Annotated in this window: 12 protein-coding genes and 1 tRNA gene; 5 read left to right on the forward strand and 8 right to left on the reverse strand. The window is 74.7% G+C overall.

Annotated features, from left to right (window positions below; genetic code table 11):
• Positions 1-9 precede the first annotated feature (9 nt).
• On the forward strand, positions 10-477 hold the full coding sequence (locus CLV37_RS21840; RefSeq protein ID WP_106214448.1) for a phage holin family protein: 468 nt from the start codon (positions 10-12) through the stop codon (positions 475-477).
• Positions 474-755, forward strand: a complete 282-nt coding sequence (locus tag CLV37_RS21845; protein WP_106214450.1) for a DUF3618 domain-containing protein — start codon at positions 474-476, stop codon at positions 753-755. Before CLV37_RS21840 ends, CLV37_RS21845 begins: the two co-directional genes overlap by 4 nt.
• Positions 756-910: 155 nt before the next feature.
• Here CLV37_RS21845 and CLV37_RS21850 read toward each other — a convergent pair whose 3' ends face one another.
• Positions 911-1,948, reverse strand: a complete 1,038-nt coding sequence (locus CLV37_RS21850) for an LLM class flavin-dependent oxidoreductase (RefSeq protein ID WP_106214452.1) — start codon at positions 1,946-1,948, stop codon at positions 911-913.
• Between the two features lie 40 nt (positions 1,949-1,988).
• Positions 1,989-2,642, reverse strand: a complete 654-nt coding sequence (locus tag CLV37_RS21855; protein ID WP_106214454.1) for a VOC family protein — start codon at positions 2,640-2,642, stop codon at positions 1,989-1,991.
• A gap of 87 nt (positions 2,643-2,729) precedes the next feature.
• Here CLV37_RS21855 and soxR point away from each other — a divergent pair, with 87 nt between their 5' ends.
• Both soxR and CLV37_RS21865 read left to right on the forward strand, forming a co-directional pair.
• Positions 2,730-3,191, forward strand: a complete 462-nt coding sequence (gene soxR, locus CLV37_RS21860; RefSeq protein ID WP_106214456.1) for a redox-sensitive transcriptional activator SoxR — start codon at positions 2,730-2,732, stop codon at positions 3,189-3,191.
• A gap of 23 nt (positions 3,192-3,214) precedes the next feature.
• Positions 3,215-5,269 (forward strand): SpoIIE family protein phosphatase, encoded by a 2,055-nt coding sequence (locus tag CLV37_RS21865; RefSeq protein WP_106214458.1) that lies wholly within the window; start codon positions 3,215-3,217, stop codon positions 5,267-5,269.
• A 46-nt stretch (positions 5,270-5,315) separates the two neighbouring features.
• Here CLV37_RS21865 and CLV37_RS21870 read toward each other — a convergent pair whose 3' ends face one another.
• The 4 genes from CLV37_RS21870 to CLV37_RS21885 all read right to left on the reverse strand — a co-directional run bounded on the left by CLV37_RS21870 (position 5,316) and on the right by CLV37_RS21885 (position 9,200).
• The gene (locus tag CLV37_RS21870; protein ID WP_146149537.1) at positions 5,316-5,756 is read right to left on the reverse strand and encodes a hypothetical protein; all 441 of its coding nucleotides are present in this window, start codon (positions 5,754-5,756) and stop codon (positions 5,316-5,318) included.
• 23 nt (positions 5,757-5,779) lie between these two features.
• Positions 5,780-5,852: transfer RNA gene (locus CLV37_RS21875), tRNA-Gly, on the reverse strand.
• Between the two features lie 66 nt (positions 5,853-5,918).
• A complete protein-coding gene (locus CLV37_RS21880) occupies positions 5,919-6,440 on the reverse strand; it encodes an FBP domain-containing protein (RefSeq protein ID WP_245885542.1) in 522 nt (173 codons plus the stop codon).
• A gap of 42 nt (positions 6,441-6,482) precedes the next feature.
• Positions 6,483-9,200 (reverse strand): putative bifunctional diguanylate cyclase/phosphodiesterase, encoded by a 2,718-nt coding sequence (locus CLV37_RS21885; RefSeq protein WP_245885543.1) that lies wholly within the window; start codon positions 9,198-9,200, stop codon positions 6,483-6,485.
• Between the two features lie 268 nt (positions 9,201-9,468).
• On the opposite strand from CLV37_RS21885, the gene CLV37_RS21890 reads away from it, so the two are divergent.
• Positions 9,469-11,220 carry a putative bifunctional diguanylate cyclase/phosphodiesterase gene (locus tag CLV37_RS21890; RefSeq protein WP_146149538.1) on the forward strand — a complete coding sequence of 584 codons (1,752 nt, stop codon included), beginning with the start codon at positions 9,469-9,471 and terminating at the stop codon, positions 11,218-11,220.
• A 7-nt stretch (positions 11,221-11,227) separates the two neighbouring features.
• On the opposite strand, the gene CLV37_RS21895 is transcribed toward CLV37_RS21890, so the two are convergent.
• Together CLV37_RS21895 and CLV37_RS21900 are read right to left on the reverse strand one after the other, a co-directional pair.
• The gene (locus CLV37_RS21895) at positions 11,228-12,559 is read right to left on the reverse strand and encodes a cation:proton antiporter (RefSeq protein ID WP_106214464.1); all 1,332 of its coding nucleotides are present in this window, start codon (positions 12,557-12,559) and stop codon (positions 11,228-11,230) included.
• A 10-nt stretch (positions 12,560-12,569) separates the two neighbouring features.
• Complete coding sequence (locus tag CLV37_RS21900) at positions 12,570-13,898, reverse strand: NAD(P)/FAD-dependent oxidoreductase (RefSeq protein WP_170127426.1); 1,329 nt, start codon at positions 13,896-13,898, stop codon at positions 12,570-12,572.
• Between the last annotated feature and the right edge of the window lie 25 nt (positions 13,899-13,923).

The following is a 13,923-nucleotide window of genomic DNA, read 5'->3' on the forward strand; positions in this document are numbered from 1 at the left end:
AGGGAGGGCATGACTCAACCCACTGGGTCCGGCACCCGGACCGACGACCTCAGCGTCACCCACGGCCCGGGACCCACGGCCGGTCCCACCCGCTCGGACGAGTCGGTGGGTCAGCTGCTGAGCCAGCTCACCGAGCAGGTCTCCCACCTCGTGCGCGACGAGGTGCAGCTCGCGAAGATCGACCTCACCGAGAAGGGCAAGAAGGCCGGCGTCGGGATCGGGATGTTCTCCGGCGCCGGTCTCCTCGCGTTCTTCGGCGTCGGTGCGCTCGTCACGACGGCGATCATCGGCCTGTCCCACGCCGTGACGGCGTGGCTGGCCGCGCTCATCGTCGCCGTCGTGCTGTTCGCGATCGCGGCGGTGCTGGCGCTGATGGGCAAGAAGGAGGTCCAGCAGGCCACGCCGGTCGTCCCGAAGGACGCCGTCGAGGGGCTCAAGCAGGACGTCCAGACCGTCAAGGAAGGCTTCCACCGATGAGCGACAGCGTCCCCACCGACCGCGCCGAGCTCGAGCGCGACATCGAGGCCACCCGCGCCCGCCTCGCGAACACCGCCGACGCCCTGGCCGCCAAGGCCGACGTCAAGGCCCAGGCGCAGGCCAAGGCCGAGGACCTCAAGGCCACCGCGCAGCACAAGGTCCACGAGGCGAGCGACAACGCCCCCGGCACCCCGCAGCAGCAGACCGCGGTCCTCGTCGGGGCGATCGTCGTGGCGACGGCGCTGGCGGTCTGGCTCGTGGTCCGCAACCGGGACTGAGACCGGCGACCCGGGCCTGCGACCCCCGGCCCGGCGCAGGGCCTGTGGACAGTGTGGACAACCCTGTGGACGAGCGGGCTGGGGTCGGGGTCGTGGACGCCTTGCGCCGAACCTATTGGCGCAAGGCGTCCACGACCCCCACCCCGGCGCCCCCCTCAGTCGAGCTCCTTGCGCACCAGCGGCGCCACCTCGGTCCCCAGCAGCTCCACGGCCCTCATGACGTCCGCGTGCGGCATCGTCCCCGCCGACAGGTGCAGCATGAACCGGTCGATCCCGAGGTGCTCGTGCTGGAAGAGGATCTTCTCGGCGACCTCCTCGGGTGAGCCGACGAGCAGCGCTCCGCGCCGCGAGCGCGCCGCCTCGTAGGAGGTGTGCGAGAAGTAGCCCCAGCCGCGTTCCTGGCCGAGCTGGTTCATGACGCCCTGGTACGGCTTGAAGTGCACGGCCTCGGCCTCGGCGGTGGTGGCGGCCACGAACCCGTGCGAGTGCGTCGCCACGCGCAGGACGGACTCGTCGTGCCCGGCCTCGCGCCCGGCCCGGCGGTAGAGGTCCACGAGCGGTGCGAACTGCTCGGGCATCCCGCCGATGATCGCCAGGGCCAGCGGCAGCCCGAGGGTCCCGGCGCGCACGACGGACTCCGGGTTGCCGCCGACGGCGATCCACACGGGCAGCGGCTGCTGCACGGGCAGGGGGAACACACCGAGGCCGGGGACGGCGGCGCGGTGCTTCCCGCCGGCCCACGTCACCTTCGCCGGGTCGTCGCGGATGGCCAGCAGCAGGTCGAGCTTCTCGGAGAACAGCTCGTCGTAGGCGTCGAGGTCGTACCCGAACAACGGGAAGGACTCGATGAAGGACCCGCGCCCGGCCATGATCTCGGCGCGGCCGTCGGAGAGGCCGTCGAGCGTGGCGAACTGCTGGAACACGCGCACGGGGTCGTCGGAGGACAGCACGGTCACGGCCGTGGACAGCCGGATGCGCTGCGTACGGGTCGCGGCGGCGGCAAGCACGACGGCGGGGGCGGAGGAGGCGTAGTCGGCGCGGTGGTGCTCGCCGAGGCCGTAGACGTCGAGGCCGACCTGGTCGGCGAGGACGATCTCCTCGACGACCTCCTTGAGCCGCGCGGCGTGCGAGATCGTCCCGCTGCCGTCGGCGTAGGGCGTGGTCTCCGCGAACGCGCTGATCCCGATCTCCACGACGAACCCCCGTGAGTGTGACGCCTAATTGCTTGAAGTCTCAAGCATACGAGACCACCGTACCCGAGTTCAACCGCACACCACCCCGACGGCCAGTCCCTGACAGGACCACCTCCAGGCCGGCGACCGCCGAGACGTGCTCGCGCGTCGGGAACCAGGCCCGCCCCGGCGCGACGAGGATCAGCATCCCCCCGTCGTCCCCGGCCGCGGCGAACGTCGCCGACGCCGTCCCCAGCACCCCCAGCCCCAGCCGGGAGACCGCCTGCGGCACCGACGCCACCGGCACCCCCACCTCGCTGATCCTCAGCAGGTGCTGCGCCCCGAACGCGGCGGTGCCCAGCCGGTCGGGGAGCCGGCGCCGGGCGATGAGCTCCAGCACCGTCCCGTCGCCCGCCTCGAAGTACACCGAGCACGCGTCGAAGGCCGGGGAGGACTCCAGCAGGTCCTCCCCGTCCCGGGCCAGCAGCGGGGTGCGGGCCCGCAACCAGTCCCGCGCCGCGAGCCCCGCGTCCCCCGGCACGTCGATCGCCAGGTGCTGCGTCCCCGGCCGGGCGGCGGGGTCCTGGACGAGCTCCAGCTCCGTCGAGCCCACCCGGACGGTCGACCCCTCGACCGGCAGCCCCAGCACGTCCCGCCAGAACGCCAGGGACGAGGCCACGGACGGGACGGGGAAGACGACGCGCGAGATCCTCACGCCCCCACGGCACCACCTCAAGCCCGCTGGAGGTCAAGATGGGGCCGTGAGCCACGACCTCGTCCCGCCGGAGCGGGGGATCGCAGCGTGAGCGCCCGCGACGACCTCCTGAGCATCGGCACCGTCGCCGCCCGCGCCGGCCTGTCCGTCCCGGCCCTGCGCTACTACGAGGAACGCGGCCTGCTCGCCCCCGTCCGCGACGGCGGCGGCCGCCGCCGCTTCCCCCGCCACGTCCTGCGCCGCCTCGCGGTCATCGCCGCCGGTCAGCGCGTCGGCCTGTCCCTGAAGGACATCGGCGAGGCGCTCGCCACCCTGCCCGCCGACCGCGCCCCCTCGGCCTCCGAGTGGGCGCGCGTGGGCGAGCGCTGGCAGGAGCTGCTCGACGCCCGCATCCGCGAGCTGCACGCCCTGCGGACCTCGCTCGACGGCTGCATCGGCTGCGGCTGCCTCAGCCTGACCCGCTGCACCCTGTTCAACCCGCACGACGCCGCCGCCGAGGAGGGCGCCGGGTCGCGGTGGTTGCGGGACGCGGAGAACGCGCCCCGCTAGACGATCACCACTACGTTCGTGACGTGGTGGCCAACCTCCCGTTCGGGTCCGAGCAGGCCCTCCGGGACGTCTACGAGGCGGTCGACTGGGACAGCACGTCCCTGGGGGACCCGTCCCGCTGGCCCCGCTCGCTGCGCCGCGTCCTGGAGCTGGCGCTGGAGACCCGCTTCGCCATCGTCATCTGCTGGGGTCCGGACCTGGCGATGCTCTACAACCAGCCCTACGCCGACATGATCGCCGACAAGCACCCCGCCGCCCTCGGCCGTCCCGTCGGGGAGGTGTTCGCCGAGGCGTGGGACGACCTGGAGCCGCTGTTCGAGCAGGCGCGCGGCGGCGACGCGGTGTGGTTCGAGGACATGCCCCTGGTGCTGAACCGGCACGGCCGCCCCGAGGAGACGTGCTTCACCTTCTCCTACTCCCCGGTGCGCGACGACGAGGGTCGCATCGCCGGCGTCATGGACATCGCCGCCGAGACCACCCGCCAGGTCCAGGACCACCGCCGCCTGGAACTGCTCACGCGGCTGGGCGACCTCGCCTCCGAGCTGCAGTCACCGGCCGACCTGGCCCGCAAGGCCCTCGACGTGCTGGCGACCGCACCGCTGGACCTGCCCGCCGCCGACCTGCAGCTGCCCGGCCAGCCCCTGCGCCTGCCGCCACCGCCGGAGGCCCTGGCGCCGCGGCAGGTCCTCGTCCGCGAACAACCCGACGGCACCCGGCTCGCCTGGGTCCGGATCCCGGCGGCCCTCGGCGGGGAGTCCCCCGGGGTCCTGGCCGCCCGCCTGAGCGACCTCGTGCCCGTGGACGCCGCCCACCGCGACTTCCTGCGGCTCGTCGCCGCCACCGTCGGCGACGCCCTGTCGGCCGCGGCCTCCTACGAGGCCGAACGCCGTCGCGCGGACCTGCAGCAGTGGCAGGCCCAGCGCCTCGCCGGTCTCGTCGCCGTCGCCCAGGCCCTGCCCAGCGTCGACGACGTCGACGACGTCCTGCGCGTCCTGGGCCGGGGGGCCGTCGGGCTGCTCGGCGCCGACGGCATCGTCCTCGGGGTCCTGGAGGAGGGGCGCCTGCAGGTCCTCGGCGACCGGCACGACCCGGCCGTCGCCGCGCTCACCGCCGCCTTCAGCGGCAGCGCCGTCGTCGACGAGGACCCCAGCACCGCCGCCTGGCCGCTGTGGGTCGGTGAGCGCGTCATCGGCGCCCTCGGCCTGTCGTGGCGCACCCCCCGCCACCTGTCCTCCGAGGACACCGACCTCATCACCGCCCTCGCGGCCTCCACCGCCCAGGCCCTGGACCGCGTCCGCGCCACCCAGGCCGAACGGGCCGCCGCCGCCGCCGTCCGGACGATGGCCGAGACGCTGCAGCGCAGCCTGCTGACCGCGGCGCCCCAGCCGGACCACCTCGAGATCGCCGTGCGCTACCTGCCCGCCGCCGAGCACGCCCAGGTCGGCGGGGACTGGCACGACGCCTTCCTCACCGCCGCCGGCACCGCCTGCCTCGTCATCGGCGACGTCACCGGCCACGACCAGGACGCCGCGGCGGCCATGGGGCAGGTCCGCAACCTGCTGCGCGGCATCGGGTACTCCCTGGAGGTCTCGCCCGCCGCGGCGCTCTCGGCCCTCGACCGGGCCATGCGCGACCTGGGGGTCGGGGCCCTGGCGACGGGCATCCTGGCCACCGTCGAACCGCTGGAGGGGTCGGCGCACTGGCGGTTGCGCTGGTCCAACGCGGGCCACCCCCCGCCCCTGGTCGTCGCCCCCGACGGCACGGTCGAACTGCTCCGGACCAGCCCGGACCTGCTGCTGGGCCTGGAGGCCGGGTTCGCGCGCGCCGACCACGTCCACGGCCTGCCGCCGGGGGCGACCGTGCTGCTGTTCACCGACGGGCTCGTCGAACGCCGCGGCGCCGCGATCGACGACGGGCTCGCCTGGCTGGCCGAGACGGCGTCCGGGTACGCGGGGATGGCGCCGTCGGACATCTGCGACCACGTCCTCGGCCTCGTCCAGGGTCACGCCGAGGACGACGTCGCCGTGCTGGCCGTGCGGGTGCGCCCGGAGCCGGGCGCCGCGACCGCCGTCCCGTGAGGACCCCGTCGCCGCGATCGAGGAACCCCGCGCCGCGATCGAGGAATCACCGCCCCGGGCCTCCCTGATCTTCCTCGATCGCCGCGTGGGGTTCCTCGATCGCCGGGGTGGTGTAGCCCCCCTCGGTCAGCCCCGCCCACCGCTCGAACACGTTGCGGTGCGGCAGGTTGCGCGTCACCAGCGCGTTGAGCCCGTACAGCGCGAGGAAGGGCAGCGTCCCCAGCAGTGCGTACTGGTCGGCGTGCCGCAGCTCGTGCCGGCGCCGGTCGGGGCCGCCCAGGTCGCCGTAGAGCCACACGTTCCCGACGGTCGTCCCGCCCCGGCCGTACGTCCCGCGCGGCATCCCGGAGCACTCGACGAAGAGGTCGTTCCCGATGAGGATCGTGGCCCCGTGGTGGCGGGCCCACCCCACGGCGACGGCGCTCGCGGGCAGGTTGCGCACGGCGCGGAACACCGTCCAGGCATGAAAGAAGTACCGCCGGTCCACGAGGACCGACGGTACTTCCACAGAGCGGACGACGAGACTCGAACTCGCGACCCTAACCTTGGCAAGGTTATGCGCTACCAACTGCGCTACGTCCGCAACGTGCGGTGACGACTCTACACGCTCCCGCGGGGTGCTCGTCACCACGTTCCCCCGCTCGGCCCCTCAGTCGGCGGAGGCGAGCACCTTGCGCGCGAAGGCGGCGGCCCGCTCGCGCAGCGCCTCCTGGCGCTGGGAGATGCTCAGCCCAGGGTCCGGCTTCAGCCGCGGCGTCGCGCGCAGGACCCGGACGTTGTCGGCGCACGCCAGGTCGGCGCACACGTACGTCCCGACGGTGTTCAGCTTGCGCCCCGACTCCCCGGCGCGGGCCGCGACGAACAGCCCGACCTCCCCGGGGGAGCGGGTCGTGCGGCACAGGTCGCACATGGCGGTGGTCCGCACGCCCTTGCCGGGGGTGGCGCGCAGCGCGAGCCCGACGACGGCCTCGCCCAGCGGCACCAGCAGCCAGCCGCGCTCGGGGGCCTTGGGGTCGCGCCAGCCGACGACCTCGTGGACGGGGTCGGTCCCGTGCACCCACTCGGGCACGCGCATGCGGTGCGCCTCGCCGCGGGTGCAGTTCGTCATCGTGGAGCGGATGGCCTCGTCGGTCAGGTGACCGGGGTCGAGGTCCAGCGTTGCCTGAGACACGTCTTCTCCCTCGGAGGAAAAACCCGCACGAGGGTACGCCCGTCAGCCCGCCTCGGCGAAACGGCCGAGCGTGGAGAAGATCTCGCCGCACCCGGTGACGGCCTCGGCGAGGCGGCCGGCGGGCACGGGCCGGGAGAAGTAGTAGCCCTGCGCGGTGTCGCAGCCGACGGCCTGCAGCGCCCGCACCTGCGAGGCCTGCTCGGTCCCCTCGGCGACGACGCGCAGCCCGAAGCTGCGGGCCGCCCCGACGACGAGGCGCACGAGCTCGACCGTGCGGGGGTCGTCGGAGTCGACGAAGCTGCGGTCGATCTTCAGCACGTCCACGGGCACGCGGGCCAGCTGCCCGAACGACGTGTACCCCGTCCCGAAGTCGTCGATGGCCACGCGCACGCCGATGGCCCGCAGTTCCTCCAGCCGCGCCCAGGCCGCGTCGTCCTCGACCATGACGGTCTCGGTGACCTCCAGCACGAGGCGGCCGGGGGCGGTCCCGGACGCCTCCAGGGCCGTCCGCACGTCCTCGACGAGGCGCGGGGACCGCAGGTGCCGGCCGGAGATGTTGACGGCGACGCTCAGGCCGGCCGCGGGTCCGCCGGTGGCGTCGAACTCGGCGAGCTGGCGCAGCGAGGTCCGCAGCGCCCAGCGCCCGAGGTCGCAGACGAGGTCCGAGCCCTCCGCGACGGGGATGAACCTGCCGGGCGGGACCAGCCCCTCACCGGGCTTCTCCCAGCGCACCAGCGCCTCCACCGAGCGGACGCGGCCGGTCTCGAGGTCGGTGACGGGCTGGTAGTGCAGGACGAGCTCGTCGGCGACCAGGGCGTGCCGGAGCCCGTCCTCGACGGCGGTCTGGGCGGCGAGCGCCGCGCGCAGGTCGTCGTCGTAGACCTCGACGCGGCCGCGGCCGGCGTTCTTGGCGCGGTAGGCGGCGGTGTGGGCCTCCTGCAGCAGCCGGTCGGCCGCCTCGTGCCCGCCGGCCCCGGGTGCGGCTTCGACGCGGCTGACGGCGACGCCGACGCTGGCGCCGATGACGGCCTGGGACTCGGCGGAGCCGAGCAGCGGGATGGGGGCGGACACGGTGTCGATGAGGGCCTGGCCGAACTCCAGCAGCCCCTTCTCGTCGGTGACGGGTTCGACGAGGACGACGAACTCGTCCCCGCCGAGGCGGGCCACGACGTCGACGGCCCGGACCCGTTCGCGCAGGCGCTGCGCGACGGTCTGCAGGACGGCGTCGCCGGCGACGTGGCCCAGGGAGTCGTTGACGGTCTTGAACTGGTCGAGGTCGAGGAAGAGCAGGCCGACGCGGTCGCCGGTGCGGTGGGTGCGGCGCAGGGCGCGGTCGATCTGGGCGAGGGCCTCGGCGCGGTTGGGCAGGGTCGTGAGGGCGTCGTGGGTGGCCTGGTGGGCCAGTTCCTGCTGCAGCTCCTCGCGCTCGCGCACGGCGGTGACGATCTGCTGGACGGAGGCGTGCACGACGCGCCCGAGGGGGCCGCCCAGGGGGCGGTGCAGGACGGCGTCGTCGAGGTCGCCGTCGGCGACGGCCTGGGCCTGGGCCTGCATCGAGCGCAGGCTGGCGACGGCCGCGCCGAGGCCGTGCGCCACGACGCGGGTCTCCGGGGGGCCCTCCACGGTGACGTCGACGAGCTCGCCGCGGCTGATGGAGCCCGCCGCGTCGGCGAGGCGTTCCAGGGGCCGGCCGATGGACCGGCTGGTGTAGAGGCTGCCGCCGAGGGACAGCGCCAGCAGCAGGACGGTGATCGCGGCGTACTTCACCAGTTCGTGCTCGGCGGCGCCGCGGTAGCCCTCGGCCACCCCGACGGCCCGGTCGGCGGCGACGCGCAGGGCCGCGTGCAGGGCGTCGTCGCGGCCGACGACGGCGGTGCTGAGCGCGACGAGGGTCTCGGCGTCCGGGACGGTCCGGGTGGTCGCGGCGGCGGCCTCGTCGAGGGTGCCGTCGACGGTCTGGGCGTCGGCGGTGAGCACGGCCGTGCCCCAGCTGTTGCGCAGCGCGAAGTGGCGGGAGGTGGAGACCTCGTCGGAGGCGTTGCGGTAGCCGGCCCAGCTGCGCAGGAAGAAGCCCCGGGCCGAGCCCTGGATGCTGTTCTCGGCGGCCAGGTACCCCAGGTAGTAGGGGACCTCCTCGCCGGCCAGCGTGGTCGCGCGGGCGGTGCGCTGCAGCTCGGTGACGGCGTCGTCGAGCTGGGGGTCGCCGCCCCCGGCGGCTGCGGCGGCGAGGTGCTCGTCGACGGCGTCGCTGAGGGTGGCGACGAGGAAGCGGTACTTGTCGAAGAGCTGGCGGTTGCTGCGCAGGCGCTCGTCGGCGGTCGCCCCGGCGCCCCAGGACGCGCGGACCGTCGCGAGCGAGGTCGCGGCGTCGCGGACCTGGGGCCCGGCCAGGGCGTTGCGGGACGCGGTGGCGACGGCGGCGTCGGTGCGGGCGGCGGCGCCGGAGTAGAGGGTGTGCAGGTTCACGGCGAGCTCGTTGCGGGCCTGCAGGGTCCCCCCGGCCACGCTCAGGTCGAGCAGTTCCACGCTGGAGACGAGGGGGATCGCCTCCTCGGAGACGCGGGCGCGGACGGCGTCGAGGGCGATGGCCGCGCGCACCTGGCGGACGGCGTCCTCGGCGGCCTGCACGCGCTGGAACCGGTGGACGACGAGGATCGAGGCGAAGGCGGAGAACCCGAGCACGGGGACGAGCACGAGCGCCAGGAGCCTGGCGCGCAGGCTGATGGAGCGCCGTTCTCGCTGCTCGGGGAGGTCTGCCACGTGCCAGGGATCGACCGGGCGGGGCGCGGGCCTGAGCGCGGGGGCCCACGGGCCGCTCCCAGGTCCCCCGTTCGGCGCAAACCACCGCCCGGACGGACCTCACAGTCACCCCCGCTCGCTGACGGTGACCGAGCAGCGGAGGTTCCGCCGGACCGTTTGTGTCCGGGCCCGAGAGGCGTCACACTCATCGCACAGCCGGATTCTTCTAGAAGATTGACGCATGAAGGACTCGAGGCGTCCGAGCTGGGGTTCCACGAGGAGGTGAGTGGTGCACGACGACCGAGGACCCGGGCTCACCCGGGTCGTGATGTCCGCCGCTCTCGCGGTGGCCGTCACCGACCTGCACGGGGAGCTGCTGGACACCAACGACGCGTTCGCCGCGCTCCTGCACCTGCGCCCCGACGAGCTCGGCGGCACCAAGATCGGCGACCTCCTCGCGCCCGCTCCCGCCGGCGCCGCGCCCGTCCCGAGGGGCACCGCCCCGGGCCCCCACGGCGGGTTCGACCTCGACGCCGTCGTCGAGGAACTCCTCCGCGGGGCACCGGTCGTCCAGGGGGAACTGCTCGTGCGCCGCCGGGACGCCGGCCCCCTGCGCGCCCAGGTCCTCTGCTCGCTGTCGTCCGCCGACGACGCCACCAGCGTCGTCCTGGTGCAGCTCGTCGACGCCGACCGGCGCGGCCGGCGCCACCACCCCGGCGACCACGACCCCCTGACCCACCTGCGCAGCCGCGCCGGGGTCGTCGCCGACCTCACCTCCCGCCTGCCCACCCGCGAGGGGCTCCTGGGCGTCGTCTCCTGCGACCTCGACCGGTTCCGCGTCGTCAACGAGAGCCTCGGGCACGCCGTCGGCGACGAGGTCCTCGTCGGGGTCGCCCGGCGGCTGACGGCCGGGGTGCGCGGCGGTGACGTCGTGGCCCGGCTCGGCGACGACGAGTTCCTCGTCGTCCTGCCCGGCCTGACCGACGTCGCCGAGGCCGTCGACGTCGCGGACCGGCTCACCCGCGACCTCGGCGCCCCCCTCGAGGTCGAGGTCCCCGACGGCCGCCAGGAGATCCGCTGCGCCGTCAGCACCGGCCTCGTCGTGGTCGACCTGCAGGCCACCGGGACGGACGTCGGGCGCGGGACCACCCCCCTGCTGGACGCCGCGACGCTGCTGCGCGACGCCAACACGGCCCTGGACGCGGCCAAGGCCGCCGGCGGCGGCTGCTGCCGGGTGTTCACCTCGACCATGCGCGACCGGGCCGTGCGCCGCCTCACCGTGGAGACCGACCTGCGCCGCGCCCTGGAGCACGACGAGCTGCGCGTGCACTACCAGCCGGTGGTGCGGCTGCGCGACGGCCGCCGCACGGGGTTCGAGGCGCTCGTGCGCTGGGACCACCCGCGGCGCGGGCTGCTCCTGCCGGGGCAGTTCCTCGACGTGGCCGAGGACTGCGGGCTCGTCAGCGCCATCGACGCCGTGGTGCTGGAGCAGGCGCTCGACTTCCTGACCCGCCACCCCGACGTGCGGGTCGCCGTGAACACCTCCGCGCGCCGCCTCGACGGCACGTTCGCCGCCTCCGTCGCCCGCGGTCTGCACCGCCGCGGCCTGCCGCCCGCGCGGCTGGCCGTCGAGCTCCTGGAGACCTCCCTCGTCTCCGGGGACGCCGTCACCGAGCGGGAGCTGCGCGACCTCGCCGAGCTGGGCGTGGCCGTGCTCCTCGACGACTTCGGCACCGGCTACTCCGCGCTGGCCTACCTGCGCCGGCTGCCCGTCTCCGGGCTCAAGCTCGACCGGTCGTTCGTGGCGGACCTGCCCGAGGACTCCAGCTCGGACCGCATCGCGGCGGCCGTCGTGAGCCTGGCGGGCAGCTTCGGGCTGTCGTCGGTGTGCGAGGGGGTGGAGACCGCGGCGCAGGCCGACCACCTCGCCGAGCAGGGCTGGGAGTCCGCCCAGGGCTTCCACTTCGGCGTCCCCGCCCCCGAGGAGCGCTGGTTCCCGCGCGCCGTGCGCCCCGTGCGCGTCACCCCCGTCCCCGCCTGAGCGCAGCTCACCCCGGGCTGGCCCACTCCGGTTCGCGCGCTCCGACGGCGGTGGCTCGCGGCCGCCGCCGCAGGCCCTCCTCGCGGGCGGCCTCCTCGACCGCGTCGCTGAAGTGCCGGCGGTACAGCGGGACCGCGGCGGCCGTCGTCACGACCGCCACGACGACGAGCATCGAGAACGCGGGACGGCTCAGGACGCCGAGGTCGAGCCCGGCGTTGATGAAGATCAGGATCATGAGCCCGCGCGCGTTCATGATCGCCCCCATGGCGAAGGCCTCGCCGTGCGACCAGCGGAACCAGCGGCGCAGCACGACGTAGCCGGCGGCGGACTTCGTGACGGCCGCGACGAGCACGAGGGCCACGAGCGGCAGCAGGTAGGACGGCGAGGCCAGGGTCCGCAGGTCGGTGTTCAGGCCGGAGAACGCGAAGAACAGCGGCAGCATCAGCGTGCGCACCAGCCCGAGCGCCGAACCGTGCAGCAGGGGGGCGAACCCGGGGACGCGCGGCAGCGCGACCCCCACCAGGAACCCGCCGAACACCGAGTAGATCCCGATCGCGTCCGCGGCCCAGCCGACCACGAGGGTCGTGGCGAGCAGGGCGGCCAGCAGGCCCTCGTCGAGGTGCCCGCGGTGGACCGCCGCCTCGAGGCGGGAGCGGAAGACGCGCGGCACGACCACCAGGACGGCGACGGCCAGGGCGAGGGCGGGCAGGACGACCGTCGTCACCGCGCCCAGGGCGCTGCCCCGGGTCACCAGGGACGTCACGACCGCCAGCAGGCACCAGGCGAGGGCGTCGTCGACGGCGGCCGCCGTCGTCGCCGTCCGGCCGAACCGGGTGTGGACCATGCGCCGCTCCTGCAGGACCCGGGCCAGCATCGGGAACGCCGTGATGGACAGCGCACCCCCGAGGAACACCGCGTACACCCACGGGGCGACGCCGGCGGGCCGTTCACCGGCGAGCAGCAGACCGCCGCCGAGGCCGCCGAGCACCGCGGGGCCCACCACCCCCGTCACGGCCAGCGCGACGGGGGCCCACCGGTCCCGGCCCCGTCCGGTCTCGATCTCGTGGTCGGCGCCCACGAGGAACATGTACAGGCACAGGCCGAGCATCGCCACGGTGTAGAGGACCGGCCGGGTGCGGTCGGTGAACAGGTAGCCCGTGAACCCGGGGGCGAGCGAACCCAGCAGGGTGGGGCCGAGCAGGATCCCGGAGACCATCTCCCCGACGACGGCGGGTTGCCCCACCTTCTCCGCGAGGGCCCCGCACACCCTCGCCAGGACCACGATCACCGCGACGGCCGCCGTGACGTGCAGCAGGACCTCGAAGTTCGGCGTGTTCACGAGGTCCGCCTCAGACCGACATCGCCGCGGCGAACGTGGACCCGACCCGGTCGCCGAGCGGGTCGAAACCCACGATGTCGGGCAGCGCCGTGATCCCCGAGATGAGCGAGACGAAACCCACCTGCGAGTTCTCGGCGAACACCCGCGTGGCGGCCTGCGCCTTCTCCAGGTAGTCCTCGCGGTGGCGGCGCGGGTCGGAGAAGTACCGCACGTAGGCGAGCATGTCGCCGACGAACTGCCGGTACACCCGCTCGAAGTGGCCGAGGGCGGCCGGGGCGGCGTCGGGGTCGGTCAGGCACGCGTCCAGCGCGCGCGCCGCGAGCCAGGACCCCGACGAACCCAGCCACACCCCCGAGGAGAACAGCGGGTCGACGAACGCGACGGCGTCGCCGACCCCCACCCACCCCGGTCCGGAGAACCGCCGGGCCGTGAGGGAGAAGTCGCGCACGGTCCGCTGACCCGGGACCGGCGTCCCGGGCTCGACCATCGTGCGGGCGACCCGGCTGGCGGCGAGCGCGGCGTCGAACAGGTCCTCGGCGCTGCGGCCGGCGGCGGTGGCCTCGGCGACCGCGGCCGCGGAGGTCACGTACCCGACGCTCAGGCGGTTCGCGGACACGGGGATCCCCCACAGCCAGCCCCCGACCTCCGGGACGGCCTCGACGAGGATGTCGCCGGAGTCCTCCAGCGGCCGGAAGTCGTCGACGTAGCGCCAGATCGCGATGTTGCGCAGGTCGTCGTGCCAGTCGACGTCGGTGAGGTGGCGGCTCGCGACGCGGGCGTGGCCGGAGGCGTCGACGGTCCACCGCGCCCGCACCTCGCGCCGCCGCCCGTCCTGCTCGAACTCCACGCCCCCGACGCGGCCGTCGGGTCCGGTGCGCACCGACGTCACCTTCGCGCGTTCCAGGACGCGGACCCCGTGGGCGCGCGCGTTGTCCAGCAGCAGCTCGTCGAAGCTCGCGCGGTCCACGTGCCAGGAGTGGTCGAACGGGCTGGCGTCGTTGAACGCCGTGCGCCAGGGTTCGGGTTCGGAACCCCACACGAGGGTGACGCCGTACTTCCACGGGTACCGCGCGTCCATCTCGGCCTCGAGCCCGAGTTCGCGGATCAGCGGCACGATCCCGGAGATCAGCGACTCGCCCACGTGGTACCGCGGGAACTGCTCGCGTTCGAGCAGGACGACGTCCCGGCCGCGCTGGGCCAGCAGGGTCGCGACGGTGCTGCCGGCGGGTCCGCCGCCGACCACGACGACGTCGGCGTCCAGGTCGGCGTCCAGGTCGGCGTCCAGGTCGGCGTCCGGGGCTGCGTGCAGGTCGGTGGGGTCCTGGTGCGTGGTGTCCACGGTCGGTCCTTCCGTTCCGGGGGTT

The sequence above is a fragment of the Kineococcus rhizosphaerae genome (assembly GCF_003002055.1).
GTDB lineage: Bacteria > Actinomycetota > Actinomycetes > Actinomycetales > Kineococcaceae > Kineococcus > Kineococcus rhizosphaerae.